The organism is Tabrizicola soli (assembly GCF_015999335.1).
GTDB lineage: Bacteria > Pseudomonadota > Alphaproteobacteria > Rhodobacterales > Rhodobacteraceae > Tabrizicola > Tabrizicola soli.
This window is the reverse complement of sequence record NZ_JAEACP010000008.1, coordinates 132,943-157,419: the sequence shown is the minus strand read 5'-3', so window position 1 is coordinate 157,419 and position 24,477 is coordinate 132,943. Positions and strand designations below refer to the sequence as shown.

Sequence of the window (24,477 nt, the reverse complement as noted above, 5' to 3'; positions counted from 1 at the left end):
CTTTCAGGGGACTGGCGACGGCTCCCGCGCCTGTGGCCCGGCAAGGAGGCCAGCACGGTAGATCGTCCATACCCGCGCGGCATCGGCCCGCATGCGCGCGCTGTCGCCGTGGATGAGGTGCTGCATCACCAGCCCCTGAATCATCCCGAGGAAAAGCGCGGCGGCGGCTTCGATATCGAGGGTCGGATGCAGGACACCTTCGGCGCGGGCGGCGGCAAGGATCCGGCGCAGCCGGTTGCCGTAGTTTTCCACCAGGGTCCGCGCCATCCGCTTCGCCGGGGTCTCGCCGGCGTTCTGCAACTGGCCCGCCATCATGCGCGGAACGCCGGGATGTTCGGCAATGAAGTCCACATGGCCAAGGAACATCGCCTGAAGCGCGGCCAGCGGGTCCGCCTCGGCCCCCGCCAGCCGGTCGATACGCGCCAGCAGGCGGTCGGAGACCCATTCCATCACGCCCTGCCAGATCGCATCCTTGGTGGGGTAATGCCGGAAAAGCGCCCCCTGGGTAAGCTTCATCCGCGCCGCGATGGCCGAGGTGGTTATCTCTTCGGGATTGGACCTGGCCGCAAGCTCGACCACCGCCTCGACCGCTTCGGCCCGGCGTTCGTCCGACGGCAGATGCTTCGCGCGTGATGTCATGGTAAGCTTCGCATAAAAGTGAGTATCTACTTACTTTGATCAAGACATGAGCTGTTTGTCAATAAATCTAGTATGAGAAGCTGTTCGCACACGCCAGTCCGTCAAGCATGTCCAGATTTCTGTAATAGGCCGCTTGCTTTCCTCTCGGCCAGGAACCGGACCCGGGACGGTTCTTTCAAAGGTTGTCATTGTCCTGCGCATCTGCGGGTCCATTCGACGTGCCGTCGCCCGAGCCTTTCCGGAATCGTCCCTGTGCAGCCTCGGCCCAAGGCAATAAATTTGACAATACTGCACCGCAGAAAGTCAAAAAAATATCAGTTCATCATTCCCCCTGTGGTAGCAGGGCCTGATTCCTTGCGGCAAGATAAGGGTGCAGGGGCGAGCGTCAGGCTCCGCTGCGCCGTGGGGGAGACGCGGCGGAAGGGGGGATCGCATGAAGCCGGATCTAGAAGTCGTCCAGATCGGCCAGGGCCAGTCCTTCAAGGCCTGGGAGCACGGCTATCCGTTCCACACCGTCCGCTGGCATTTCCACCCCGAGCTCGAGGTGCACCAGGTCGTCGCGACCTCGGGCCGGTACTACATCGGCGACTTCATCGGCGAGTTTGCCCCCGGCAATCTCGTGCTGACCGGGCCGAACCTGCCGCACAACTGGGTCTCGCATATTGCCGAGGGCGAAACCGTCCCCCTGCGCAGCCGGGTGCTGCAATTCCCCGAAGAGCTGCTCCTGCGTATCGCCGAGCTGTTTCCCGATACCGGCGGCTTCGCGGGCCTGTTCCAGCTCAGCCGGCGTGGCGTCCTGTTCTCGGACGGCTGCTCGGAGCGTTGCGCGCCGATCCTGGCCGAGCTGACCCAGGCCCGCGGACCGCGCCGGGCCAGCCTGTTCCTTGACCTGCTGGCAACCCTTGCGGCCGACGGCGGGACGCGGGCGCTGGCCTCGGACGCCTACCTGCCCGACCCGTCCGGCTTCATGACGGCCGGGGTCAACAAGGCGCTGGCCTATATCAACGACAACCTGACCGAGGATTTCGGCGAAACCGACCTTGCCGCCACCGCCGGGATGACGCCATCCGCCTTCTCGCGCAGCTTCCGCCGGCATACGGGCATGGGGGTGGTGGAATATGTCAACCGCCTGCGGATCAATCTCGCCTGCCAGATGTTGATGAACGACGCCGGCAAGACGGTGACGGACATCTGCTATGCGGTGGGCTTCAACAACCTGTCCAACTTCAACCGTCAGTTCCTGCGACGAAAGGGAATGCCGCCCAGCCGGTTCCGCGCGCTGCACGAGGACAACAGCACGCTGGCCGCCTGACCCGAACAAGGACCGAGATGACTGGCCGCGCCCGACCCTCCGGTGCGCAGCGCGGCCGGGTGTTGCCTGACGCCGGGCAACCGAACAGCGCAGCCGGGAATGACCGCGCCGTCCCGGACGGCAGGACAGAAGACGTCACCTTAGGGAGAGAGAGAATGAAACGCACCCACCTGACCCTCATGGCCGGCACCGCCCTGGCCCTGCTTTCGGGCACCGCCTTCGCGCAAGAGGCCGCGACCGTGGCCTTCCTGATGCCCGACCAGGCCTCCACCCGCTATGAGGAGCACGACTATCCCGGCTTCCAGGCCGAGATGGCGAAGCTTTGCCCCGACTGCACGGTGATCTATCAGAACGCCAATGCCGACGTGGCGCTGCAACAGCAGCAGTTCAACTCGGTGCTGGCGCAGGGCGCGAAGGTGATCGTGCTGGATCCCGTCGACTCGGCTGCCGCCGCCGCGCTGGTGACGCTGGCGCAGTCGCAGGGCGTCAAGGTCATCGCCTATGACCGCCCGATCCCGGATGCCCCGGCGGATTACTACGTGTCCTTCGACAACAAGGGCATCGGCCAGGCCATCGCGCAATCGCTGGTCGACCACCTGAAGGCCAGCGGCGTGCCGGACGGCGCGGGGGTCCTCCAGATCAACGGCTCGCCCACCGACGCCGCCGCCGGGCTGATCCGCGACGGCATCGACTCGGCGCTCGACGCCTCGCCCTACAAGACGCTGGCCGAGTTCGACACGCCCGACTGGGCGCCGCCGGAAGCCCAGCAATGGGCGGCGGGCCAGATCACCCGCTTCGGGGCCGAGATCGTCGGCGTGGTCGCCGCGAATGACGGCACCGGCGGCGGCGCGGTGGCGGCCTTCAAGGCTGCGGGCGTCGATCCCGTCCCGCCGGTGACGGGCAACGACGCGACCATCGCGGCGCTGCAACTGATCATCTCGGGCGACCAGTACAACACCATCTCGAAACCCTCCGAGATCGTGGCGGCTGCGGCAGCCAACGTCGCGGTGGCCTTCCTCAAGGGCGAGACACCCGAGGCGAAGACCACGCTCTACGACACGCCCTCGGAGCTTTTCGTCCCGGCGGTGGTGACGGCCGAGAACATCAAGGCGGAAATCTTCGACAAGGGCATCAACACGCCCGAGGAAATCTGCACCGGCGAATATGCCGAAGGTTGCAAGGCACTGGGGATCACCCAGTAATTGACCAGGCCCGGTCCCTTAAGGGGCCGGGCACTTCATGGGGGAGGAAGACATGCAGGCACGCGAAAGACTGCCCGCGAAGGGGGAACGCATCCTCTCGCTCCGCGGCGTTTCCAAGCGCTTCGGCGCGGTCTCGGCGCTGACCGACATCGAGCTTGACGTCCACGCGGGCGAGGTGGTGGCGCTGGTCGGCGACAACGGCGCAGGCAAGTCCACGCTGGTCAAGGTGCTGGCGGGCGTCCACCAGCCGACCGAGGGCGCCATCGAATACATGGGCCGCCCGGTCACGCTGGATACCCCCGCGACGGCGCTGGAGATGGGGATCGCCACCGTCTTCCAGGACCTCGCGCTCTGCGAGAACCTCGACGTGGTGGCGAACCTCTTCCTCGGCCACGAACTGTCGCCCTGGCGGCTGGACGAGGTCCAGATGGAGGTCCGGGCCTGGACGCTCCTCAAGGAACTCGCCGCCCGCATTCCTTCCGTCCGCGAACCCGTCGCATCGCTGTCGGGCGGCCAGCGCCAGACCGTGGCCATCGCGCGCTCGCTTCTCCTCGACCCCCGGATCATCATGCTGGACGAACCCACCGCCGCGCTTGGCGTGGCGCAGACCGCCGAGGTGCTGAACCTCATCGAGCGCGTCCGCGACCGGGGTCTCGGCGTCATCATCATCAGCCACAACATGGAAGACGTCCGCGCCGTCGCCGACCGCATCGTGGTCCTGCGCCTTGGCCGCAACAACGGCGTCTTCACCGCCGAGACCTCGCATCAGGACCTGGTCGCCGCGATCACCGGGGCCAGCGAGAATTCCGTCTCGCGCAGGCAGGAACGGCTGGCAGCCGAAGCAGGGGGGACACCGGCATGAGCGACAAACCCACTCTCGACCGGGCCGATGCACGCGTCCACCACGACGACAGCCTGAAAGGCGCGCTGAAGGACTTCTCCGACCGGCTGCGGTCCGGCGACCTCGGGATGCTCCCGGTCATCATCGGGCTGATCCTGATTTCCACCGTGTTTTCAATGCTGAACCCGGTGTTCCTCGCGCCGAACAACCTCGTCAACCTGCTCTTCGACTGCGCCACCGTCGGCGTCATCTCCCTCGGCATCGTCTGCGTCCTGATGCTGGGCGAGATCGACCTTTCCGTCGGCTCGATGAGCGGCCTTGCCTCGGCGATGATCGGCGTCCTCTGGGTCAATGCGGGTGTGTCCCTGCCGCTGGCGATCCTCGCCGCACTCGCCACCGGCGCGCTGATCGGGGCGGTCTACGCGGTCCTTTACAACCGCCTCGGGATGCCCAGCTTCGTCTCCACCCTCTCGGGCCTTCTCGCCATTCTCGGCTTGCAACTCTACATCCTCGGCCCCACCGGCTCGATCAACCTGCCCTTCGCCTCGCCGCTGGTGGGCTTCGGCCAGCTCTGGATCCTGCCCGCCTGGCTCTCCTATCTCCTCGGCCTCGTGCCCGGAGCCGTCATGGTCTGGGTCGGCCTGTCGGTCATGCGGCAGCGCCAGGCGGCGGGTCTCTCCTCGCAGCCCCTGACCCGCCTCGTCCTCAAGGCCGCCGCCCTGACCGTGGCGCTGGAGGGAGCGATCTACTACCTGCACCTCGGGCGCGGCGTGCCTATGATGTTCGGCCTTTTCGTCCTTCTGGCCGTGATCCTGAACTACGGCCTGACCCGCACCCAATGGGGCCGGTCGATGTTCGCCGTCGGCGGCAACAGGGAGGCCGCGCGGCGGTCGGGGATCAACGTCCGCCGCATCTACCTGTCGGCCTTCATGCTCTGCTCCACGCTCGCGGCCTTGGGCGGCATCCTCTCGGCCTCGCGCCTCGCCTCCTCCAGCCAGCAGGCCGGGACCGGCGACGTGAACCTGAACGCCATCGCGGCGGCGGTGATCGGCGGGACCAGCCTTTTCGGCGGGCGCGGCTCGGCCTGGTCGGCGGTGCTGGGGATCATCGTGATCCAGGCGATTTCCAACGGGCTGACGCTGCTGAACCTGTCGTCATCCCTGCGCTACATGATCACCGGGGGCGTCCTTGCCATCGCCGTGATCGTCGACAGCCTGGCCCGCCAGTCGCGCGTCAGCCATGGCCGGGGGTAAGGAGACCGACATGAGACTGCACGGAAAAGTGGCCGCGATCACCGGCGCGGCCTCGGGGATCGGCCTCGAATGCGCCCGCGCGATGCTGGCGGAAGGGGCAAAGGTGGTGCTGATCGACCGCGCCGGGGACCGGCTGCAGGCGCTGTGCCAGGAGCTTGGGCCGGAGGCGAAGCCGCTGGTGGTGGACCTTCTCGACGGCGCGCAGGTCTCGGGCATGCTGCCCCGCATCCTGGCGCTGACCGGCCAGTTGGACATCTTCCACGCCAATGCCGGGGGCTATGTCGGCGGCCCGGTGCAGGACGGCGACCCTGATGCCTGGGACCGGATGCTCAACCTCAATATCAACGCGGCCTTCCGGTCGATCCATGCGGTGCTCCCCCACATGATCGAGCGGAAGACGGGCGACATCCTGCTGACCTCCTCCATCGCCGGTGTCGTGCCCGTGGTGTGGGAACCGATCTACACCGCCTCGAAATTCGCCGTGCAGGCCTTCGCCCATACGATCCGCCGCCAGCTTGCCCCGCATGGCATCCGTGTCGGCGCGGTCCTGCCCGGCCCGGTGGTGACGGCTTTGCTGGACGACTGGCCGAAGGCGAAGATGGAGGAGGCGCTGGCCAACGGCAGCCTGATGCAGCCCACGGAGGTGGCCGAGGCGGTGCTGTTCATGCTGACCCGCCGCAAGGGGGTGGTGGTGCGCGACCTGGTGATCCTGCCCAATACGGTGGACCTGTAAGATGCTGATCGGGGTCGATGTCGGAACGGGATCGGCGCGGGCGGGGGTGTTCGATGCCTCCGGGCGGCTTCTGGGCGTGGGCAAGCATCCCGTCACCATGTGGCAGGAGCCGGGCGAGATCGTCGAGCAATCCTCGGAGCAGATCTGGCAAGCCGTCTGCGCCGCCGTGCGCGAGGCGATGGTCGAGGCAGGCGTCACGCCCCAGTCGATCCGGGGCATCGGCTTCGACGCCACTTGTTCGCTCGTCGCCGTGGGCGACCGGGGACAGGGCATCCCCGTCGGCCCCTCCGGCGACCCGGCCCGCAACGTCATCGTCTGGATGGACCACCGCGCGCAAGCCGAAGCCGAGGAGATCAACGCCGGCGGCCATGCCGTGCTGGACTATGTCGGCGGCCGCATCTCGCCCGAGATGGAGACGCCGAAGCTCCTCTGGCTTGCCCGCCACCTGCCCGACAGCTTCGCCGGGGCGGCGCATTTCTTCGACCTGTCGGACTATCTGACCTGGCGCGCCACCGGCCGCCTGGCGCGATCCTCCTGCACGGTCACCTGCAAATGGACCTACCTCGCGCATGAGGGCCGCTGGGATCCGGGCTATTTCCACGCCATCGGCCTAAACGCGCTGGCCGAGGAAGGCTTCCGGCGCATCGGGACCGAGGTCGTTCCGCCGGGCACCCCGCTGGGGGGCCTCAAGGCAACCGCCGCCGCCGATCTCGGCCTGCCCGCCGGGGTAACGGTCGCCGCCGCGCTGATCGACGCCCATGCCGGGGGGCTTGGCACGCTTGGCGTCATCCTCCCCGGCAGCGTCCCCGATCCGACAAAGCGGCTGGCCTATATCTTCGGCACCTCCGCCTGCTCCATGGCCTCCACCCAAGGCGCCACCCCGGTCCCCGGCGTCTGGGGTCCCTATTTCGACGCCATGCTGCCGGGCCTCTGGCTGAACGAAGGCGGCCAGTCTGCCGCCGGGGCGGCGCTGGACCATCTTGTCCACCTGCACCGCGACGCCCCCGCCCTTGCCGCCGAGGCCGGGGCGCGCGGCCTCTCCCTGATCGCCCATGTCGCGGCCCATGCCGCAACGCTGGGCCCGACCCTGTCGGACACGATCCACGCCGCGGCCGAGATCATCGTCGTGCCCGAGTTCATCGGCAACCGCTCGCCCTTCGCCGAGCCGGACGCACGCGCGGTCATCTCGGGGCTTGGCCTCGATCGCGGGATCGACAGCCTGGCGCAGCTATATCTCGCCGGGCTCTCGGGCATCGGCTACGGGCTGCGGCAGCTTCTCGACCGTTTCGCCGACAAGGGGATCGGGATCGACACGATCATCGCCAGCGGCGGCGCGGCGCAAAGCCCGCTGTCCTGCCAGATCCTCGCCGACAGCGCCGCCCGCCCCGTTGCCCTTCCCGCCGCGCCCGAGCCGGTGCTGCTTGGCTCGGCCATGCTTGCCGCCACCGCTTCGGGCCTCTACCGGACCGCCGCCGAGGCCATGGCGGCCATGTCGGGAAGCGCCAGGGTCTTCCTGCCGGCAAGCGGCGATCTGGCAAGGCTTCATGCCGACCGCTACGAAGCCTTCTCGGCCTTCCAGCGCACCGCGCGGGTGCTGCGGGGGAAACTTCGATCGCGTTAGGCCCGCCCGGCGAGACAAGACCTCATGATCGGCCATGGTGCATGGCCGCCAGCATCCGCATGCGGGGGCCAGCGTGGTGGAAGAACATCCTGTAGGCCTCGCAAAGATAGTTCTTCGGGCCATCGTCTGACCTGAGGAACCGATGTTTCGGGCAGCCGCCGTTGCAGGCAAAGAGAAACGGGCACTTCCGGCATTCGGCCGCCAGGCTGTCCGCCTTGTCCTGGCCGAAGGCCCGCGCCTTTTCGGACCAGACCAGATCGCGCAGGGGCGTTTCCGCGATGTTTCCGATCCGGTAGGGCGGATAGACGAAATGGTCGCAGGCATAGACGTCGCCGTTATGCTCCAGCGCCAGTGCGTTGCCGCAGGTTTCGGCGAAGATGCACAGCATCGAAGGCAGGCCCGCCCAGAGCGCCAGTTGCGTCTCGATGAACTGCACGAAGACGCGGCCGACGTCCTGGCGATACCAGATGTCGAAGATGTCACAGAGGAACTTGCCATAGGCCTTGGGTGCCACGCTCCACGGGGCGGCGGGGAGGTCGGGGCCGGTTTCGATCTGCGGCGGCGCGGCCATCCGCTTGCCGCTGGCCCGTTCCACGATCGGGATGAATTGCAGGTAGGGCGAGCCGAGATCGCGGAGGAAACGGTAAAGCTCCTTGCCGCGATGGATATTGGCGTGGTGCACCGTCGTCAGGATGTTGAACTCGACCCCGGCCGCGCGCAGATGGTCCAGCCCCCGCATCACCATGTCGAAGGTGGGCCTGCCGGCGCGGTCCCTGCGGTAGTGGTCGTGCTTCTGCCGCGGGCCATCGACGCTGAGGCCGACCAGGAAATCCTGCGCGGCCAGAAAGGCCGCCCACTCCGCGTCCAGGAGGGTGCCGTTGGTCTGGATGCTGTTGGTGATCCTGACGCCGTCCGGGCGATGCCTGGCCTGCAGTTCGACGATCCGGCGGAAATACTCCAGGCCAAGCAGAGTGGGCTCGCCCCCCTGCCAGGCGAAGTGGACCTCGGCCTGCCCCGCCTCGAGCGTGGTCGCGATATGCGCGCGGACATAATGGTCCAGCGTCGCCTCGGACATGCGGAATTTCCGCTCGGCCGGGTACTGCTCTTCCTTCTCGGTATAGTAGCAATAGCTGCAGTCGATGTTGCAGCGCGGCCCGACCGGCTTGGTCATCAGGTGGTACGGGGTGGCGGTCATGGTGTCGGCTATTCCCCGCGGGGAAATCGCCTGCTCTCCTCCAGCACGTTCAGGTCCATGTGGTTGCGCATGTAACGCTCGCTCGCCCGTTGCAGCGGCTGGTAATCCCAGGGGAAATAGGCCCCGTTGCGCAGGGCCTCATAGACGATCCAGCGCCGGGCCTGGCTTTGGCGCACCTCGGCGTCGAAGGCAACCATGTCCCATTGCGTCCGGACCCGATCCCGGAAGGCGGCCACGAGATCGGCATGGTCGGGGTCTCCGGCCAGATTGCGCGTCTCGCCCGGGTCTTCGACGAGGTCGAAAAGCTGCGGCGGATCGATCTCGCAATGGATGAACTTGTAGCGTCCGTCGCGGATCGCGACCATGGGCGCATGGCTGCCTTCGGCCGCATATTCCATCAGGACGGGGCCGCGCGATGCTCCGGCGGCGACGGGCAGCAGCGACCTGCCGTCGGTCCAGGGGGTGATCTCGTCCAGCGCGATCCCGGCCAGCGCGGCCAGCGTCGGGGTGACGTCCAGCGTCGAGACAGGCGTTTCGACCAGGTCCGGTTGCAGCGTCGGGCTTGCGATCATCAGCGGCACGCGAGAAGCGCCCTCGCGGAAGCTCATCTTGAACCACATCCCCCGTTCGCCCAGCATTTCGCCATGGTCCGAGACGAAGAGGATGATCGTCTCCTGATCCATCCGGGTCCGCGCCAGCGTGTCGAGCAGCTCTCCGATCTTGCCGTCGACATAGGAGATGTTGGCGAAATACCCCTGACGGGCGCGGCGGACATCCCGGTCCGTGATGTCGAAGCCGCGATAATCGCTTGCCAGGTTCAGGCGCTGGGAATGCGGGTCCTGCCGGTCGAAGGGAATGGCGGGCTGTTCGGGGTCAAGCGCCGGGCAATCGTCGTAGAGGTCCCAGTATTTCTTGCGGGCGACGAAGGGGTCATGTGGATGCGACAGCGACACCGTCATGCACCAGGGGCGACGCGCGGGGTCGTCGCTGCCGCGTGACAGTTCGTAAAGCTTCTGGTTGGCCAGGAACACGACCTCGTCGTCGTATTCCATCTGGTTCGTCGTCTCGGCCACGCCCGCCCCGGTGACCGAGCCGAGGTTGTGATACCACCAGTCGATCCGCTCGCCAGGCTTGCGATAGTCCGGGGTCCAGCCGAAATCGGCCGGATAGATGTCGGTGGTCAGGCGTTCCTCGAAGCCGTGCATCTGGTCCGGTCCGACGAAATGCATCTTGCCCGACAGGATGGTCCGATAGCCCGCCCGCCGCAGATGGTGGGCATAGGTCGGAATGTCCGAGGCGAATTCGGCGGCATTGTCGTAGACGCGGGTCCGGGACGGCAGTTGCCCCGACATGAACGAGGCCCGCGCCGGCGCGCAAAGCGGGCTTGCGGTATAGCTGTTGGCAAAGCGCAGCGAGCGCCCTGCCAATGCTCTCAGGTTCGGCGCATGCAGGAATGCTGCCGGACCGTCCGGGAACAAGGTCCCGTTCAGCTGGTCGACCATCAGGACCAGGATGTTCGGCTGTCGCATCGTGCAGCGCCCTTCGTCGGTTCAGAGGCCAAGCGCGGCTTTCACCGCAGGCTCGCCGGGCTGACCGTCGAGCGTGGTCACGCCGTCAAGCCACCCGGCCAGAACGCCGGGGTTCGCCTTCAGCCACTCCGCCGCCGCCGCCGAGGCATCCTGCCCGCCCAGGATCTTGCCCATGAGCTGGTTCTCCATCCCGATCTCGAAGGCCATGTTGCCGAACAGGCGGGCCGCGTTCGGGCAGGTCTCGGGCCAGCCCTTGCGCGCCAGGGTATGGACATCGGCGCCGCCGTAGTCCGGGCCGAAATAGGCGTCGCCGCCCGACAGGTACTCCAAGGGGAACTGTTCGTTCATCGGATGCGGCGCCCAGGCCAGGAAGACGATGCCCTCCTCCGCCTTCACCGCGCGCTCCACCTGCGCCAGCATCCCTTGCTCGCTGGATTCGACGAGATGCCAGCCCGTCAGCCCGAAGTCGCCCTCGTCGATCATCTTCTGGATACTGGCATTGGCCGGCGCCCCGGCCTCGATCCCGTAGATCGTGCTGTCGAATTCTTCGGCATGGGCGGCAAGATCGGCGAAATCCTTGATGCCACGGTCCTTCATATAGGCCGGCACCGCCAGCGTGAACTTTGCGCCGGCCAGATTTCGGGCCAGGACCTCGATGGCACCGGCGCTGTTCAGGTCGTCGATGAAATGTTGCTGGGCCGGCATCCAGTTGCCAAGGAACACATCCGTATCCCCCGATTTCATCGCCTCGTAGCCGATCGGCACCGAGAGCGAGCGGATGTCCGGCTGGTAGCCCAGCGCCGTCAGCACGACATGCGCCACCCCGTTGGTCGCGGTGATGTCCGTCCAGCCCGGATCCGACATGCGGATCACCTTGCAGCCCGCGTCATCCGCCAGCGCGCCAAGCGTCGTGCAGCCAACCAGCCCCGCCGCGAGCATGACTGTAATGGAAACCCGCATCTTCCCCCTCCTGAGAATGCATTGCAATTTTATATCGGACCGGATGAACTGCCATGTGAAGATGGATTTTTTTCAGATCTGACCAAAGGGAATTTTATATCAGATGCGCGATATCGACCTGGGCTGGATCAGGGTCTTCGTCGAAGTGGGCCGCCGTGGCAGCCTGTCCGAGGCCGCGAGGGCGCTGCACCTGACCCAGCCCGCCGTCAGCTATCAGATCAAGCGGGCCGAGCAGGAATTCGGCACCCCGCTGATCCGCAGGCTGCATCGCGGCGTGGAATTGACCGACAACGGCGAGGCCCTGTTCGACATCCTCTCCGGCAGCGTCGAGCGTATCGACAAGCTGGCAAGCCGGATCAGGGCGCGTCCGGGACAGAACCTGCTGCGGCTTCATACCGACTACGCCTTCTCCGGCCTGTGGCTGATCCCGCGGATCCACCGCTTCAGCCAGGCCAATCCCGGCATCGACATCCAGGTGATCGCCTCGCAGCACAGCGATCCCGGCCAGTTGCAGCCCAACGACGTCGCCGTGTTCTTCGGCTCGCATGACCGCTTCGGCCCGGACGCGACCCTGCTCATGGCGGAAAGGGTGGTGCCCGTCTGCGCCCCCGCGCTGGCAAGCGACCATCCGGCGGGAAGGCCCGGTTCGTTCCGGCTGATCCACCTCGACAGCAAGGATCCGTCGCCCTGGCTTGACTGGCGCCGCTACCTTGCGGCGATCGGCCAGGGGGACGCGCCGCTGAAGGATAGCGGCAACCTGCGGCTGAACACTTATTCCCTGGTGATCGAGGCCGCGATGGGCGGACAGGGTCTGGCGCTTGGCTGGCGGGGGCTGATCGACGGTCATCTGGAACGCGGAACGCTTGTTCCTCTCGGCAGGGAGGTCACCTTGCCCGGGTCAGGGTACTTTCTTGTCGGCAACGGCGACAGCGGCCCGGCGACGCAGCGCCTGAAGGAATGGCTTCTGCGAGAGACGGAAGGCAGAGACTAGACGGGCGGCCCGCCGCATCGGGAACTGTGGGCTGCGGCTTGCAAGCCATTGGAGACCCTGGGTAAACCTTGGAAGCGTGGTGCCGGTGAAGGGACTCGAACCCCCGACCCCATCATTACGAATGACGTGCTCTACCAGCTGAGCTACACCGGCACGCTTCCATGGCCCGGCTATTAGCACCGGCTGCCGCGACTGTGTAGCCCCAATTTACGCCCGTCAGGTCGCGCGGCGGGCGATCTCGTCCAGGGGCGGTTGCTCCTCGGGTTCCTCCGGCGGGGGCAGGGCTTCGGGTTCCGGCGCGGGGCGGGGCTCGATCAGCGGCAGAAGCTCGGCCAAGGCGGGAGAGGCGGCGGCGGTCGCCGGGGGCTCGCGCCAGGAAAGGGTGTCGAAGCTGCCGCAATTGTCGCAGACCGGCTGCCAGCCGTCATGGATCGCGTGGCAATGGTCGCAGACCCATTGCGGGCCGCGCGGGGCAGCGATGGCCTTGGCCACCAGTTCGCGCACGGCGGCATCCTCGGCCCCTTCGCCGCGCGCGATCGAGGCGAGGATCGCCAGCGACCGCTGGGTCGGATGGCGGGTCGGCACATCGCCAAGCGCGCGGCGGGCCTCGGGGAAATCCTCGGCCGCGACCAGAAGCTCGGCCAGAAGCATCCGCGTCTCGTCGTGGTCGGGGTGCAGGGCGGTCAAGGTGCGGAAGCGTTTCAGGCGCTCTTGCGGCGTTTCCTGCGGTTCGATCTCGGCGAAGGCGGCGGCGAGGTCGGGGTGGGGCAGGACCTCCCAGGCCTTTTTCAGCACGCGGGCGGCGTTGCGGTGTTCGCCCTTGCCGACATAGCCGCGCGCGGCCATGGCGGCGGCGGGGATCAGGTCGGGAGAGAGGCGGTTGGCCTCGATCGCGGCCTCGCGGGCCTCGATGCTGGCGCTTTCGTCGATCACGCTGCGTGCCTGTTGCAGCGCCAGCACCGCGTCGCGGCGGCGATAGACGTCCTTGGGCAGGCTGCCGGTCTTGAGTTTCGCCCCCAGCGTCGCCCGCGCGCCGGACCAGTCGCCGGCGTCGGATTGCAGCTTGAGCAGGATGTCCTGAGTCTCGGCATGGCGCGGGCGGAGCTGGAACGCCTTTTCGGCCAGTTTCAGCGCCAGTTCACGGTCGCCCTCGGCCAGTTTCTGCTGCATCAGGCCACGGATGCCGACGAAGCGGGTCGCATCCTGGGCCAGCAGCGCCTTGTAGGCCTCGGTCGCCTCTTTCCGCTCGCCTGCCGCTTCGGCCGCCTGGGCGATCAGGAGCGTGGTGAGTTCGGGCTTGCGCAGCAGGCGTTCGGCGCTGCGGGCGCGGGACAGCGCCTGGCGCGGCTCGCCCGAGGCGAGGGCCAGCATCGCCTCCGACAGGGCGCGATAGCCCTTGCGCTCGCGGTTGCGGTCGAAATAGCGGGAAATCGCGGTCTCGTCGCCATTCAGGAAGCGGATCACCGCGCCCAGAAGGCCAAGGATCCGCAGCGCCAGCCAGACGGCGAGCAGCAGGAGGACGGCAAGGACGACCGCCTGGACCGGGCCGATGGTGAACTCCCAGCCGGCGACGGTGATGCGCATGGCGCCGCCGGTTTCGGCAAGGATCCCGGCCCCGATGGCCAAGGCGGCGACGAGGGCGATGAAGAGGATGACCTTGGTCAGGGATACCAGCATCATTTGCCCTCCAGCGCGGCAAGAACGGCCAGCCGCGCCTCGGCCCGGGCGATCCAGTCGGCGATGGGCGCGCGGATCGGTTCCGGCAGGGTCTTCACCTCGGCCAGGGCGTCGGCCAGACGGCCCTCGGCCAAAGCGAATTCGGCGCGGGAGAGCACGGCGTCGGGGTCGTCGCCTTCGCGCGGGGTGAGGGAGCGTGCGCCGGTCTGGGCGGCGAGGAAATCGGTCAGCCGCGCGCCCCAGCCGGTATCCGGGGCATTGGCGCGGGCGAGTTGCAGCGACTGCCGCGCGGCCTCGGGGAAGTCTGCCTGCAGCGCGGCGAGGGTCGCGATCCCCGCGGCATGGGGCGAGAGGCTGGCGGCGAGGTCGGGGTCGTTCAGCGCGGCAAGCTCGGCCTCGAAGGGGACGCCGGAGGCCACGGTCTCGCGCAGCTGGTCGAGCCGGGCCTTGTGCGCCGCCGCTTCGGCTGCGGCTGTCGCCTCATCGGCGCGGCGGGAAGCCTCGGCTTCGGCTTCGGCCAGGCGGGCGAGGGCGGCGTCCACCTCGGCCTGATCGGCGGCGGGGGGCTGCGCGGAGAGTTGCTGCTCCAGCCTGGCGAGGCGCGCGGCAAGGGCGGCCGTGCCGGCATCGCCGTCCTGGGGCAGGGTCTCGAGCGCGGCAATGCGCTGGTCCAGATCGTCCAGCCGGGCGGTGTCGGGCCGGGACGCGGGTGCGCCTTCCAGCTCGGCAAGGCGGGAGGCGACGGTCGCGACCTCGGAGCGGAGCGCGGCGAGGGCGGCGGCCTGGTCCTGGTCGGCCTGGGCCAGGGGGGCGAGATCGGCGGGCGGCGGGACAAGGCCGAAGACGTTGTAATGCGAGAGCGCAAAGCCCCCCAGCGCGGCCAGGGCGCCGCCAAGCAGGGGGCCGAGGATGCCGGGGCCGCGCCGGGGCGGCGGGGATGGCGAAGGACCGGGCGCGGGGTCGGCGGGTGCGGAATCGGGATGCGGCAGGATCTCGGCGGCCAGGGCGTCCGCAGGCAGGGCATCGGAGGGCAGGGCGGGGCTTTCCGCCGCCGCCTCGGCCGGGGTGTCGGCTGCGGCTTCGGCCTCCGCCTCGGTCAGGGGATCCTTGCGTCTTGCCATGGCAGCGGCCCTTTCACCAATTCCATCCCACCTAAGCACTCGCCGCAGGGGCGTTCAAGGCGGCGGGGCTGCGGCAATCAGCTCGTCCAGACCCTGAAGCATCGCCTCGGCATCCGGCCGCCGGGCCACCACCACCCGCCCCCGCAGGCCCAGCAACTCATCGGCCACGTTCCGGCTCATCGCCACGAGGCCGAGGCTGGCGGCATGGTCCGGCGGCAGGGCGGCCCGGAACAGCGCCGCGCTGCGGGGCGAGAACAGCGGCACGATCACAACGCCAGGCTTCCGGAGCAGTTCCGCCGCCGCCGGGGCGAGGGGCTGCGCCTCCTGCCGGTAGATGACGGTAGCCTCGGCCGGGACACCCGCGACCGTAAGCCTCGGGGCCACGTTTCCGCGCGACTCCGCGCCGCGCAGGTGGAGGAGCCGGCCGGGGGGCGGATTGGCCAGGATCGCGGCGATCAGCGACTCGGCATCGCCCTCGGCAGCGCGGGTCTGGAAGCCCGCCGACCGTGCCTCTTGTGCCGTCCGGCCCCCGACGCACCAGGTGAGGCGCGGCAGCGCGGCGCGATACGGCAGGGCGGCCGTCACCCCTTGCAGCGAGGTGAAGATCACCGCCGCGAAGGGGCCGGGGGGCAGGTCGGGGGAAAGGTTCACCGGCCGCATCAACGGCGAGAGGACCGGCCGCACCCTGTCGCCGTAGCGGCCGCGCAGGGCGGCGGCAAAGCTTCTCGACTGTTCCTCGGGCCGGGTCAGGAGCACCGGCACGACTCTGGATTGTATCGCCATGCCCATGGTGTTACCTGCCCCTGACCCCTTTCGCAACGGCGGCCATGGACCGGACCCTGACCCTCCTCGGCATCGAATCAAGCTGCGACGATACCGCCGCGGCGGTGGTGCGGCTGGGCGGGGCCGGGCCGGAGATCCTGTCCTCGGTCGTGCTGGGCCAGACCGCGCTGCACGAGGCGTTCGGCGGGGTCGTCCCCGAGATCGCCGCCCGTGCCCATGCCGAGCGGCTGGATGGCGTGGTGGCGGAGGCGCTGGCGGCGGCCGGTGTGCCGCTGGCCGGACTGGACGGGATCGCGGTGACGGCGGGGCCGGGGCTGATCGGCGGCGTCCTCTCCGGCGTGATGCTGGCGCGCGGGCTGGCGGCGGCGACGGGCTTGCCGCTGGTCGCGGTGAACCACCTGGCAGGCCATGCGCTGACACCCCGGCTGACCGATGGCGTCGCTTTTCCCTATCTGATGCTGCTGGTCTCGGGCGGGCATTGCCAGTTCCTGTCCGTCGAGGGCGTCGATCGCTTTCGCCGCCTGGGCGGCACGATCGACGACGCGCCGGGCGAGGCTTTCGACAAGACCGCGAAGCTTCTGGCCCTGCCGCAGCCCGGTGGCCCCTCGGTCGAGGCCGAGGCGGCGCTGGGCGATCCGGGCCGGTTCCGCTTTCCCCGGCCGCTTCTGGACCGCGAGGGCTGCGATCTTTCGTTCTCGGGCCTGAAAACCGCGCTGCTGCGGGCGCGGGATGCGCTGGTGGCGGAAAAGGGCGGGATCACGCTTCAGGACCGCCGCGATCTTTGCGCAGGGTTCCAGGCGGCGGTGGCCGAGGTGCTGGCGGTCAAGACCGCGCGGGCGCTGGAGCTGTGCGGGGTCCGGCCCACGGCGCTGTGCGTGGCCGGCGGGGTGGCCGCGAACAAGGCGATCCGGGCGCGGCTGGAGGCGGTGGCGGAGCGCGCCGGGGTGCCGTTCCTGGCCCCGCCCTTGCGGCTGTGCACCGACAATGCGGCGATGATCGCCTGGGCGGGGATCGAGCGGCGGCGGGCCGGACTGGAGACGCCGCCCCATTTCGCGGCCCGGCCCCGCTGGCCGCTGGACGAAACGGCGCCGGCGCTGCTGGGCTCGGGCAGGAAGGGGGCCAAGGCGTGATCGGGATTGTCGGGGCGGGGGCCTTCGGGACGGCGCTGGCGGTGGCGCTGGCCAATGGCGGGCGCGAGGTGCGGATGTGGGCGCGCGATCCGGCGCAGGTGCGCGCGATGCAGACGGCGCGGCAGAACGCCCGGGCCTTGCCGGGGGTGATGCTGCCGGAGAACCTTGCGGTCGAGGCCGAGCTCGCGGCGGTTCTGGGCGGTCGCGCGCTGCTGCTGGCGGTGCCGACGCAGGCGCTGGGCGGGCTTCTGGACCGCTGGCCGCAGATCGGCGCGCGCCAGCCGCTGGTCGCCTGCTGCAAGGGCGTGGACCTTGCCAGCCTTCTCGGCCCGGTCGAGATGATCCTTGCCCGGCGTCCAGGGGCCGAGGCGGCGATCCTGACCGGGCCGAGCTTTGCCTTTGACATCGCGCGGGGATTGCCGACGGCGCTGACCCTGGCCGCGACCGGCGATGCCTCGGCGCTGCAGGAGCTGCTGTCGACCCCGACCCTGCGGCTTTACCGCACGGACGACGTGCGCGGCGCGGAACTGGGTGGGGCGCTGAAGAATGTCATCGCCATTGCGGCGGGCGTGGTGATCGGCGCCGGCCTGGGCGACAGCGCGCGGGCGGCCCTGATGACGCGCGGCTATGCCGAGATGGTGCGCCTTGCCGAAGTCCTGGGCGCGCGGGCCGAGACGCTGGCCGGCCTGTCGGGCTTTGGCGATCTGGTGCTGACCTGCACCTCCAGCCAGTCGCGCAACTTTCGCTTCGGGGTCGCACTCGGCCGGAGAGAGGCCTTCGACCCCGCGGTCACGGTCGAGGGCGTGGCCACCGCCCGCGCCGTGGTGCGGCTGGCCGCCGAACGCGGCGTCGACATGCCGGTGACCGCCATGGTCGATGCCCTTGCCTCGGGCCGGATCACCTTGGAGAGTGCCGAAGCCCATCTGATGAACCGTCCGCTGAAACAGGAATGAGAGATGCGTTACGCCCTGATCTGCCTTGACAAACCCAATGCGCTGCAGACCCGCGTCGAGAACCGCGCCGCCCATCTGGCGCATATCCAGGCCTCGGGCGTGGTCGAGCAGGCGGGGCCCTTCATCGACGCCGCCGGGCAGATGTGCGGCAGCCTCGTGATCCTGAACGTCGCATCGAAGGCGGAAGCCGATTCCTGGGCGGCGGCGGATCCCTATGCCAAGGCCGGGCTGTTCCAGTCGGTGATGATCCAGGAATGGAAGAAGGTGATCGGATGACCTACTGGCTGTTCAAGTCCGAGCCCGACGTCTGGGGCTGGGACCATCAGGTCGCCAAGGGCGACGAGGGCGAGGAATGGCATGGGGTGCGCAACTATCAGGCGCGCAACAACATGCGGGCGATGCGGCTGGGCGACCGGGGGTTCTTCTACCACTCGAACGTCGGCAAGGAGATCGTCGGCATCGTCGAGGTCTGCCGCGAAAGCGCGCCGGATTCCACCACCGACGATCCGCGCTGGGATTGCGTCTGGATCAAGGCGGTCAAACCCTTGAAGCGGGCGATCAGCCTTGAGGAATGCAAGGTCACGCCGGGGCTGGAGAAGATGGTGCTGGTCAACAACACCCGCCTGTCGGTCCAGCCGGTGGCCGCCCCGGAATGGGAGATCATCTGCCGCCTGGGCGGGGTGGAGCCCTGAGCCTCAGCCCCGGATCGGCGGGGTGATCTCACCCGGCGGCGGGGGGATCGGGTCCTGGGGCGGGACCGGCTGCGGATCGGGATAGCCGGGCTGGGGGTCGTCCCCCGGCACCGGCAGGTCGGGCGGCATTTCCGGCAGGTCGGGGCCGGGATTTCCCGGCAGGCTGTCGGGAGTGGCCGGCTGGCGGCGGGGGTCGGGCAGGCCCATCTTCGTCTCCGCTGGTTGTGGTGCGGCGCAATAAACCCCCGGCCCGGCCTTATGTTCCCGGACCTCAGTCCTTGTGTTCGGGCAGGTCGCGCAACTCGTCCTTGGTCCAGTTGCTGACGCCATGCACCTTGCCGTTTTCGTCGCGCATCAGGTCAAGCTGGTCCAGCCCGACCGCCACCGGCTTCGTGCCGATGCCGAGAAAGCCGCCCACGTCGATCACCACCTTTGTCGAGGCGGCGCCCTGGTGCAGGTGGCCGATGGTGCCGATCCGGTTGTCCTCGCGGTCGTAGACCGGGCAGTCGCGCAGGACGGCCTCGGTCATTTCCGAGGCGGCAAGCGGGGTGTGGCGGGAATGGTCCATGAGCGTTCTCCTTGCTTTGGGACCAGAACCCGCTTGCCCGGCCGATGTTCCCGCTTTTGTGGGAACAGTCCGGCACGCCCGGCGGTTGTCCGGGAAAGCGAGGACCCGGTGGAACACCTTCTGTCATCCCTGCCAAGGCTTGTGCGCTTCATGCTGCGGCATTTCGCGAATGGCGCGGTGCTGGGCCTGATCCTGGCCGAACTCTTGCTGTGGGGCGATGTCCTGGGACTGCGCCAGCTGGTCGTGCTGGCCGAGGCCGGGGCGATCCTGACGCTGGCCTTCCTGGCCTATGCGGCGATGCTGTTCGGGACCCTGGCGATGAGCGTCGCGGTGATGAACCTCGGGCCGGAGTGATCGTCACTCCTCCAGCCGGTCCGCGGCACCCTTCAGCGCCTGCAGCCGTCCGAAGGCGGTGGCGGCATCGGCCTTGGCCTCCATCCAGTCGACGGTCTGCCGCGCGATGGTGGCGGTCAGTTCGGTCCGGCGGATGTCGGCCCAGCGGCGGTAGGCGATGTCCACCAGCCCGGCCGCGACCGGGGGCAGGTCGGCGGGCGCGGCGGCGGCGTTGATCGCCTGCATCTGCGCCCGGCTGCGCTCCAGCTGCCCGGCCGCCTGGCGCAGGCCGGCAAGCCTCTGGTCCAGCACCAGCTGCGACAGCGTCGCGAGCATCTGGAGGTCCTTCAGGCGGGTCATCGGCGGCGGGCCCGCCGGCGCATCGCATCGGCAAAGCGGATCGCGGCGGCGACGGCGCGGTAATGCTCGGCCCGGATCTCCTGGCCGATCTCGACCGCGGCGTGCAGCGCGCGGGCGGTCGGGGGGTCGCGGTGGACCGGGATCCCGTTCTCGGCCGCACGCTCGCGGATGCGTTTCGCGATCTCGTCCACCCCCTTGGCGACGCAGACCGGCGCCCCTTTCCCGTCGCGGTCCCAGCGCAGGGCGACGGCGTAATGGGTCGGGTTGACCACCACCACATCGGCCTGGGCCACATCCGCCAGCATCCGGTTCGTCGCCACCTCCTGCGCGCGCTGGCGGCGGGCGGATTTCAGGTGCGGGTCGCCCTCGCTCTCCTTGAACTCGTCCAGCATTTCCTTGCGCGACATGCGGTTGCGCTCACGGTGGCGGTGGATCTGCCACAGGTAATCGACCCCGCCCAGCACCAGCGCGATCAGGAATACGATGAGCAGGAAGTCGATGGTCAGGCGGCCCAAGAGCGCCGCCGACATGCCGGGGCTGAGGTAGAGCGCGCCCAGAACCTCGGGCAGGCGGGCGGCGAGGAAGTGGTAGAGGATCGCCGCGATCAGCCCCAGTTTCAGCGCGCTTTTGGCGAATTCCATCACGCCATCCGGCCCGAACTTCTGCTTTGCCGTCGCGATGGGCGAGATCCGCGACAGTTTCGGCATCAGCTTCTCGGGCGCAAAGACCATCCCGCGCGTGGCGAGGATCACCGCCAGCACCAGGATCCCCGGCACCAGCAGCAAGAGGAGCGGCGGGCCGACGAAGGCGACGAGGAGCCCCGCCAGCGTCGTGCTTGCCCCCGAGGTCAGGATTCCGGCCAGCCGGTCGGCCTGGTCGAGCATCACCATCCCGGCGCTACCCATCCGCTGCACCAGCCAGGTCCCCATACCGGCCAGCGCCAGCAGAAGCCCGCCCTGCGCCGCCGCCCCGAGGAGATCGGTCGAGCGTGGCAGGTCGCCGCGCCGCCGCGCCTCGTCCAGCTTCTGCTGCGAGGGCGCGTGTTCCTTGTCGCCGTCGTCCGCCTCGCTCATGGGGACGGATCGAAGGGTTGGGCCACCTGGGCGGCAAAGGCGTCAAGCCAGACTGCCAGAAGAAGCGGCGTGACCACGGACAGAAGCGCGAGCGCGCCCAGGGTCAGGGCCGGAGCCCCGACCATCGCGACCATGAGCTGCGGCATCGCCCGGTTGATCGCGCCGATGGCAAGGTTGTAGACTGTCGAGGCGATGACGAAGGGGGCGGCCAGCGAGAAGGCCAGCGCAAAGGTCGTGCCCACCCGCTCCAGCCCCCAGTCGAGGATCCGGGCCGGATCGGGATAGGCGCCGGCGGGAAACAGGTCGTAGGACAGCACCAGCATCCCGGCGGCGCGGACATGCAGCCCGGCCGCAAGCGCCAAGGCGACGCCGGCGATCATGAGGAGGTTGCCGATGGCCGGCTGCGGCTCGGGCGCGGCGCCGGCGAAAAGCTGCGAGAGCGTGGTCGCCTGGGCGATGATCGAGGCGGCCGTCTGCAGCGCCATGACGAAAAGCCGCAGCCCGATCCCGAGGATCAGCCCGGCCAGCGCCTCGCCACCCAGGGCGACAAGGCCCGGCTGCAGGCCGGTCGCGGCGACATGTTCGGCCACGAAGGGCGTGACCACCAGGGTCAGGACGATAGCCGCCGCCAGTTTCACCCGCTGCGGAACCGCGGTCCCGCCCAGGCCCGGCATCAGCGCGACCGCCGCGCCGACCCGCAGGAAGGCCAGTGCCGCGGCCCAGACCAGGCCATCGGCCAGATCCAGAAGCCCGGCCAGATCCCGGATCAGCTGGTTCATGCCGGAACCTGCCCAAGAAGGGCGGGCCGGGCGTCGGTGCCGATCTCCTCATAGGAGAGGACCGGCATCTGCAATCCCTTGGCCAGGACGACGGTCCGCAGGAAGCGCCGCCGCACCACCGAAGTGACCAGCGCCGGATAGACCCCGCCCTCGGAGGCGCGGTTGACCCTTTCGGTCAAGCCATTGGCCAGGCGGGCGAAAAGATCGGGCGGCAGGGCGATGTCGCGCTGCCCGTCGATCTGGTAGGTGGTGAAGGCCTTCTCCCATTCCGGCGCAAGCTGGATCAGCGGGACCGAGCCGTCCGCCCGTTTCAGCTCGGCGACGATCTGGAAGCCGAGGCGCTGGCGGACATGTTCGCATATCGCCTCGGGCGCGCCCAGGCTCCGGGCCTCGGCCACCGATTCCAGGATCAGCGGCAGGTTGCGGATCGAGACGCGTTCGTCCAGCAACAACCGCAGCACGGCATGAAGAAGGTCGAGCGGCACCTTGTCGGGCAGAAGCTCGTCCAGAAGGCGGCGGTTGGCCTCGGCCCGGACCGGATCGGAAAGCTTGACGAATTCGTCCAGCAGCCGCCGCAACCCCCGCAGCGTGAGGAGGCGCGAGAGATTGGCCTTCAGCACCTCGAGGAGATGGGTGGCAAGGACCTCGGTCGGAGAGACCACGGTCAGGCCCGAAAGCGCGGCATCCTCTTGCTGGTCGGGGCTGATCCAGCGGGCCGGGGCGCCATAGACCGGCTCTTTCACGTCGAGCCCGTCGGGCGCCTGGGCCCCCTCGGTCAACAGCACCAGCACCCGGTCGGGGAAAAGCCGGTCGGCTGCGCGCTCGACCCCGTGCAGGCGGATGCGATACTGGCCGGGGGCCAGCGTGCCTTCGTCGGTCAGCCGGATCTCGGGCAGGATGAAGCCGAAGGAGACCGCCACATGATTGCGCATGTTGGCGATCCGGCCGTCCAGCCCGGTGGCCGGATCCAGCGCCATCGCCACCAGGTTCGGTGCGAACTCGATATGGATGTCGTCGAAGTCGAGCACGTCGCCGATGGACCTGGCGCGGACCGGCTCGGCCTCGGGCGCGGCGGGTTCGGCGGGCCTTGTGGCCTGTCGCGCCTGCCAGAAGGCCAGCCCGCCAAGCGCGAGGGCCGCCAGCATGAAGGGCAGGAAGGGCATTCCCGGCACGAGGGCGAACAGCGCCATCAGCCCCGCGACCGTGCCCAGCGCGGCCGGATAGCGCCCGAGCTGCTGGAAGAAGGAGACATCGACCGCGCCCTTCTGGCTGCCCTTGGCAAGCAGCAGCGCGGCGGCGATCGAGATGATGACGGCCGGGATCTGGCTGACCAGCGCATCGCCAACGGTGAGGATCGTATAGGTCTCGAACGCGGTGGCGGCGTCGATTCCATGCAGGAAGATGCCGACGATCAGCCCGACCACGATGTTCAGCCCGGTGATCAGCAGGCCGGCGATCGCGTCGCCCTTCACGAATTTCGACGCGCCGTCGAGCGAGCCGAAGAAGTTCGTCTCGGCCAGCTCCTGCTCGCGCCGCCGCCGCGCCTCGGCATGGTCGATGGCCCCGGCGGACATGTCGGCGTCGATCGCCAGCTGGCGGCCCGGCATCCCGTCCAGCGCAAAGCGCGCGCCGACCTCGGCCATGCGGCCCGCGCCCTTGGTGATGACGATGAAGTTGACGATCAGCAGGACGATGAAGATCACCACCCCCAGGATCAGGTTGCCGCCCATGACGAACTCGGCAAAGCCCTGGATCACATGGCCGGCGGCGGCGGTCCCGGTGTGCCCTTTGCCGATGATGAGCTTGGTCGAGGAGACGTTCAGCGACAGCCGCAGCAGGAGCGAGGCCAGCAGGATCGTCGGGAAGGCCGAGAAATCCAGCGGCCGATCGATGAAGAGCGTGACGGTCAGCATCAGGATCGCGAGCGCGAAGGAGACGGCGAGACCCAGGTCCAGAAGGAAGGCCGGGACCGGCAGGATCATCATCACGATCACCGCCATCAGGGCGATGGCCAGCAGGATCGTCGGCCGGAAGATCGCGCCGATGGAAAACCCCGCCATCTCAGTTTCCTCCGATCAGGCGAAGTCCGGCGCCGGTCGCGGGGACCAGCGAGCCGTTTGCCCCGCCCGTCCCGGCAAGGAGCAGGGGAAAGCGGTTCTCGCGCGGTTCGGGATCCCCGGATGTGATCTCGTCCGGGTCCAGGGCGGCATAGACGGTCTCGAACTTCGCTTGGTAGCGTTCGGCATGTTCCGGCGTCTGCGAGTGATAGGCCGCGGCGGCGGCGGCCCAGTCGCCGGTCCGGGTGAAATTCTCGGCCAGGAAGCCCGCCGCATAGGTAGCATTTGCGGCCGGATCCAGCATCTCGGCCAGTGAGGCGAAACCCTTGGAATGCCAGCGCAGGTTCAGCTGGAAGCAGCCCAGGTCGACATTGGTCAGCCCTTGGTCCAGCATCGACCTGGCATGAGCCTCGGCTTCGCTGGCGGTGTCGAACCAGTGACCCTCGCCGCCGACGTTCACCGTCCAGGGCCAGGGCCGGGCATCACGGCCGGTTTCCACCAGCGTCACCGCCACAAGCACCCGCTCCGGCACGCCGGTCTCTTGTGCCGCCGTGCGGGCGGCGTCGATGCAGAGCGCCGAGGGATCGCCGCGGGCGGCGAGGTCCGGCGCAAAGCCCGGAAGGATCAGGATGCTTGCCAGCATCGGTGCAATCGAAGGACGGACAGTCATTCCCA

General features: G+C 68.7%; 26 protein-coding genes and 1 tRNA gene. 12 read left to right on the top strand and 15 right to left on the bottom strand.

Translation table 11 applies throughout. From position 1 onward, the window contains the following. Positions 1-3: 3 nt before the first annotated feature. Positions 4-639: a TetR/AcrR family transcriptional regulator gene (locus tag I7S92_RS09265; protein ID WP_197643215.1), complete on the bottom strand. Its 636-nt coding sequence runs from the start codon at positions 637-639 to the stop codon at positions 4-6. Between the two features lie 433 nt (positions 640-1,072). Here I7S92_RS09265 and I7S92_RS09260 point away from each other — a divergent pair, with 433 nt between their 5' ends. The 6 genes from I7S92_RS09260 (at position 1,073) to I7S92_RS09235 (ending at position 7,601) form a co-directional block, all read left to right on the top strand. Beyond that, positions 1,073-1,951, top strand: coding sequence for a helix-turn-helix domain-containing protein (locus tag I7S92_RS09260; protein WP_197643213.1), 879 nt, complete (start codon positions 1,073-1,075; stop codon positions 1,949-1,951). 155 nt (positions 1,952-2,106) lie between these two features. Further along, on the top strand, positions 2,107-3,153 hold the full coding sequence (locus I7S92_RS09255) for an ABC transporter substrate-binding protein (RefSeq protein WP_242070132.1): 1,047 nt from the start codon (positions 2,107-2,109) through the stop codon (positions 3,151-3,153). Positions 3,154-3,205: 52 nt separating this feature from the next. Then, the gene (locus I7S92_RS09250; RefSeq protein ID WP_197643212.1) at positions 3,206-4,015 is read left to right on the top strand and encodes an ATP-binding cassette domain-containing protein; all 810 of its coding nucleotides are present in this window, start codon (positions 3,206-3,208) and stop codon (positions 4,013-4,015) included. Then, complete coding sequence (locus I7S92_RS09245) at positions 4,012-5,247, top strand: sugar ABC transporter permease (RefSeq protein ID WP_197643211.1); 1,236 nt, start codon at positions 4,012-4,014, stop codon at positions 5,245-5,247. Before I7S92_RS09250 ends, I7S92_RS09245 begins: the two co-directional genes overlap by 4 nt. Before the next feature lie 10 nt (positions 5,248-5,257). Further along, positions 5,258-5,980 carry an SDR family oxidoreductase gene (locus I7S92_RS09240; RefSeq protein ID WP_197643210.1) on the top strand — a complete coding sequence of 241 codons (723 nt, stop codon included), beginning with the start codon at positions 5,258-5,260 and terminating at the stop codon, positions 5,978-5,980. Between the two features lies 1 nt (position 5,981). Continuing rightward, positions 5,982-7,601, top strand: a complete 1,620-nt coding sequence (locus I7S92_RS09235; protein WP_197643209.1) for an FGGY-family carbohydrate kinase — start codon at positions 5,982-5,984, stop codon at positions 7,599-7,601. A 22-nt stretch (positions 7,602-7,623) separates the two neighbouring features. Here the strand turns inward: I7S92_RS09235 and I7S92_RS09230 are convergent, their stop codons facing one another. Genes I7S92_RS09230 through choX form a run of 3 tightly spaced genes read right to left on the bottom strand, consistent with a single transcriptional unit; the run spans position 7,624 to position 11,285 of the window. After that, positions 7,624-8,796, bottom strand: a complete 1,173-nt coding sequence (locus I7S92_RS09230; protein WP_197643208.1) for an anaerobic sulfatase maturase — start codon at positions 8,794-8,796, stop codon at positions 7,624-7,626. Positions 8,797-8,804: 8 nt separating this feature from the next. Further along, positions 8,805-10,325 carry a choline-sulfatase gene (betC, locus tag I7S92_RS09225; protein ID WP_197643207.1) on the bottom strand — a complete coding sequence of 507 codons (1,521 nt, stop codon included), beginning with the start codon at positions 10,323-10,325 and terminating at the stop codon, positions 8,805-8,807. 21 nt (positions 10,326-10,346) lie between these two features. Then, positions 10,347-11,285, bottom strand: a complete 939-nt coding sequence (gene choX, locus I7S92_RS09220) for a choline ABC transporter substrate-binding protein (RefSeq protein WP_197643206.1) — start codon at positions 11,283-11,285, stop codon at positions 10,347-10,349. A 103-nt stretch (positions 11,286-11,388) separates the two neighbouring features. On the opposite strand from choX, the gene I7S92_RS09215 reads away from it, so the two are divergent. Then, positions 11,389-12,276, top strand: coding sequence for a LysR family transcriptional regulator (locus I7S92_RS09215; RefSeq protein ID WP_197643205.1), 888 nt, complete (start codon positions 11,389-11,391; stop codon positions 12,274-12,276). Between the two features lie 77 nt (positions 12,277-12,353). On the opposite strand, the gene I7S92_RS09210 is transcribed toward I7S92_RS09215, so the two are convergent. From I7S92_RS09210 to I7S92_RS09195, 4 genes are all read right to left on the bottom strand, one after another. After that, positions 12,354-12,429, bottom strand: a tRNA-Thr gene (locus tag I7S92_RS09210). A gap of 63 nt (positions 12,430-12,492) precedes the next feature. After that, positions 12,493-13,953 (bottom strand): heme biosynthesis protein HemY, encoded by a 1,461-nt coding sequence (locus I7S92_RS09205; protein ID WP_197643204.1) that lies wholly within the window; start codon positions 13,951-13,953, stop codon positions 12,493-12,495. Beyond that, positions 13,953-15,074: a COG4223 family protein gene (locus tag I7S92_RS09200; protein WP_197643203.1), complete on the bottom strand. Its 1,122-nt coding sequence runs from the start codon at positions 15,072-15,074 to the stop codon at positions 13,953-13,955. The genes I7S92_RS09205 and I7S92_RS09200 overlap by 1 nt, the downstream gene beginning before the upstream one ends. Before the next feature lie 54 nt (positions 15,075-15,128). Then, a complete protein-coding gene (locus tag I7S92_RS09195; RefSeq protein WP_197643202.1) occupies positions 15,129-15,857 on the bottom strand; it encodes a uroporphyrinogen-III synthase in 729 nt (242 codons plus the stop codon). Positions 15,858-15,901: 44 nt separating this feature from the next. Between I7S92_RS09195 and tsaD the strand changes: the two genes are divergently transcribed. Genes tsaD through I7S92_RS09175 form a run of 4 tightly spaced genes read left to right on the top strand, consistent with a single transcriptional unit; the run spans position 15,902 to position 18,632 of the window. Next, positions 15,902-16,987, top strand: coding sequence for a tRNA (adenosine(37)-N6)-threonylcarbamoyltransferase complex transferase subunit TsaD (gene tsaD, locus I7S92_RS09190; RefSeq protein WP_197643201.1), 1,086 nt, complete (start codon positions 15,902-15,904; stop codon positions 16,985-16,987). Then, a complete protein-coding gene (locus I7S92_RS09185; protein ID WP_197643200.1) occupies positions 16,984-17,940 on the top strand; it encodes an NAD(P)H-dependent glycerol-3-phosphate dehydrogenase in 957 nt (318 codons plus the stop codon). Before tsaD ends, I7S92_RS09185 begins: the two co-directional genes overlap by 4 nt. A 3-nt stretch (positions 17,941-17,943) precedes the next feature. Continuing rightward, positions 17,944-18,216: a YciI family protein gene (locus tag I7S92_RS09180; RefSeq protein WP_197643199.1), complete on the top strand. Its 273-nt coding sequence runs from the start codon at positions 17,944-17,946 to the stop codon at positions 18,214-18,216. After that, positions 18,213-18,632: an EVE domain-containing protein gene (locus I7S92_RS09175; RefSeq protein WP_197643198.1), complete on the top strand. Its 420-nt coding sequence runs from the start codon at positions 18,213-18,215 to the stop codon at positions 18,630-18,632. Before I7S92_RS09180 ends, I7S92_RS09175 begins: the two co-directional genes overlap by 4 nt. A gap of 3 nt (positions 18,633-18,635) precedes the next feature. On the opposite strand, the gene I7S92_RS09170 is transcribed toward I7S92_RS09175, so the two are convergent. Next, a complete protein-coding gene (locus I7S92_RS09170) occupies positions 18,636-18,839 on the bottom strand; it encodes a hypothetical protein (RefSeq protein ID WP_197643197.1) in 204 nt (67 codons plus the stop codon). 64 nt (positions 18,840-18,903) lie between these two features. Then, a complete protein-coding gene (locus I7S92_RS09165; RefSeq protein WP_197643196.1) occupies positions 18,904-19,200 on the bottom strand; it encodes a PRC-barrel domain-containing protein in 297 nt (98 codons plus the stop codon). A 150-nt stretch (positions 19,201-19,350) separates the two neighbouring features. Here I7S92_RS09165 and I7S92_RS09160 point away from each other — a divergent pair, with 150 nt between their 5' ends. After that, the gene (locus I7S92_RS09160; RefSeq protein ID WP_197643195.1) at positions 19,351-19,554 is read left to right on the top strand and encodes a hypothetical protein; all 204 of its coding nucleotides are present in this window, start codon (positions 19,351-19,353) and stop codon (positions 19,552-19,554) included. Between the two features lie 3 nt (positions 19,555-19,557). Here I7S92_RS09160 and I7S92_RS09155 read toward each other — a convergent pair whose 3' ends face one another. The 5 genes from I7S92_RS09155 to I7S92_RS09135 are packed head-to-tail and all read right to left on the bottom strand — an operon-like array spanning position 19,558 to position 24,472. Next, the gene (locus I7S92_RS09155; RefSeq protein ID WP_197643194.1) at positions 19,558-19,893 is read right to left on the bottom strand and encodes a hypothetical protein; all 336 of its coding nucleotides are present in this window, start codon (positions 19,891-19,893) and stop codon (positions 19,558-19,560) included. Continuing rightward, positions 19,890-20,966: an EscU/YscU/HrcU family type III secretion system export apparatus switch protein gene (locus tag I7S92_RS09150; RefSeq protein ID WP_197643193.1), complete on the bottom strand. Its 1,077-nt coding sequence runs from the start codon at positions 20,964-20,966 to the stop codon at positions 19,890-19,892. The genes I7S92_RS09155 and I7S92_RS09150 overlap by 4 nt, the downstream gene beginning before the upstream one ends. Beyond that, positions 20,963-21,745, bottom strand: a complete 783-nt coding sequence (locus I7S92_RS09145) for a flagellar biosynthetic protein FliR (RefSeq protein WP_197643192.1) — start codon at positions 21,743-21,745, stop codon at positions 20,963-20,965. The genes I7S92_RS09150 and I7S92_RS09145 overlap by 4 nt, the downstream gene beginning before the upstream one ends. After that, a complete protein-coding gene (flhA, locus tag I7S92_RS09140; RefSeq protein ID WP_197643191.1) occupies positions 21,742-23,805 on the bottom strand; it encodes a flagellar biosynthesis protein FlhA in 2,064 nt (687 codons plus the stop codon). Before flhA ends, I7S92_RS09145 begins: the two co-directional genes overlap by 4 nt. 1 nt (position 23,806) lies before the next feature. After that, positions 23,807-24,472: a transglycosylase SLT domain-containing protein gene (locus I7S92_RS09135; RefSeq protein ID WP_242070131.1), complete on the bottom strand. Its 666-nt coding sequence runs from the start codon at positions 24,470-24,472 to the stop codon at positions 23,807-23,809. Positions 24,473-24,477: the final 5 nt, after the last annotated feature.

Coding starts and splice junctions, on each gene's coding strand:
- I7S92_RS09265 (WP_197643215.1), bottom strand. CDS start 639: ATGACATCACGCGCGAAGCATCTGCCGTCGGACGAACGCCGGGCCGAA.
- I7S92_RS09260 (WP_197643213.1), top strand. CDS start 1,073: ATGAAGCCGGATCTAGAAGTCGTCCAGATCGGCCAGGGCCAGTCCTTC.
- I7S92_RS09255 (WP_242070132.1), top strand. CDS start 2,107: ATGAAACGCACCCACCTGACCCTCATGGCCGGCACCGCCCTGGCCCTG.
- I7S92_RS09250 (WP_197643212.1), top strand. CDS start 3,206: ATGCAGGCACGCGAAAGACTGCCCGCGAAGGGGGAACGCATCCTCTCG.
- I7S92_RS09245 (WP_197643211.1), top strand. CDS start 4,012: ATGAGCGACAAACCCACTCTCGACCGGGCCGATGCACGCGTCCACCAC.
- I7S92_RS09240 (WP_197643210.1), top strand. CDS start 5,258: ATGAGACTGCACGGAAAAGTGGCCGCGATCACCGGCGCGGCCTCGGGG.
- I7S92_RS09235 (WP_197643209.1), top strand. CDS start 5,982: ATGCTGATCGGGGTCGATGTCGGAACGGGATCGGCGCGGGCGGGGGTG.
- I7S92_RS09230 (WP_197643208.1), bottom strand. CDS start 8,796: ATGACCGCCACCCCGTACCACCTGATGACCAAGCCGGTCGGGCCGCGC.
- betC (WP_197643207.1), bottom strand. CDS start 10,325: ATGCGACAGCCGAACATCCTGGTCCTGATGGTCGACCAGCTGAACGGG.
- choX (WP_197643206.1), bottom strand. CDS start 11,285: ATGCGGGTTTCCATTACAGTCATGCTCGCGGCGGGGCTGGTTGGCTGC.
- I7S92_RS09215 (WP_197643205.1), top strand. CDS start 11,389: ATGCGCGATATCGACCTGGGCTGGATCAGGGTCTTCGTCGAAGTGGGC.
- I7S92_RS09205 (WP_197643204.1), bottom strand. CDS start 13,953: ATGCTGGTATCCCTGACCAAGGTCATCCTCTTCATCGCCCTCGTCGCC.
- I7S92_RS09200 (WP_197643203.1), bottom strand. CDS start 15,074: ATGGCAAGACGCAAGGATCCCCTGACCGAGGCGGAGGCCGAAGCCGCA.
- I7S92_RS09195 (WP_197643202.1), bottom strand. CDS start 15,857: ATGGCGATACAATCCAGAGTCGTGCCGGTGCTCCTGACCCGGCCCGAG.
- tsaD (WP_197643201.1), top strand. CDS start 15,902: ATGGACCGGACCCTGACCCTCCTCGGCATCGAATCAAGCTGCGACGAT.
- I7S92_RS09180 (WP_197643199.1), top strand. CDS start 17,944: ATGCGTTACGCCCTGATCTGCCTTGACAAACCCAATGCGCTGCAGACC.
- I7S92_RS09175 (WP_197643198.1), top strand. CDS start 18,213: ATGACCTACTGGCTGTTCAAGTCCGAGCCCGACGTCTGGGGCTGGGAC.
- I7S92_RS09170 (WP_197643197.1), bottom strand. CDS start 18,839: ATGGGCCTGCCCGACCCCCGCCGCCAGCCGGCCACTCCCGACAGCCTG.
- I7S92_RS09165 (WP_197643196.1), bottom strand. CDS start 19,200: ATGGACCATTCCCGCCACACCCCGCTTGCCGCCTCGGAAATGACCGAG.
- I7S92_RS09160 (WP_197643195.1), top strand. CDS start 19,351: ATGCTGCGGCATTTCGCGAATGGCGCGGTGCTGGGCCTGATCCTGGCC.
- I7S92_RS09155 (WP_197643194.1), bottom strand. CDS start 19,893: ATGACCCGCCTGAAGGACCTCCAGATGCTCGCGACGCTGTCGCAGCTG.
- I7S92_RS09150 (WP_197643193.1), bottom strand. CDS start 20,966: ATGAGCGAGGCGGACGACGGCGACAAGGAACACGCGCCCTCGCAGCAG.
- I7S92_RS09145 (WP_197643192.1), bottom strand. CDS start 21,745: ATGAACCAGCTGATCCGGGATCTGGCCGGGCTTCTGGATCTGGCCGAT.
- flhA (WP_197643191.1), bottom strand. CDS start 23,805: ATGGCGGGGTTTTCCATCGGCGCGATCTTCCGGCCGACGATCCTGCTG.
- I7S92_RS09135 (WP_242070131.1), bottom strand. CDS start 24,472: ATGACTGTCCGTCCTTCGATTGCACCGATGCTGGCAAGCATCCTGATC.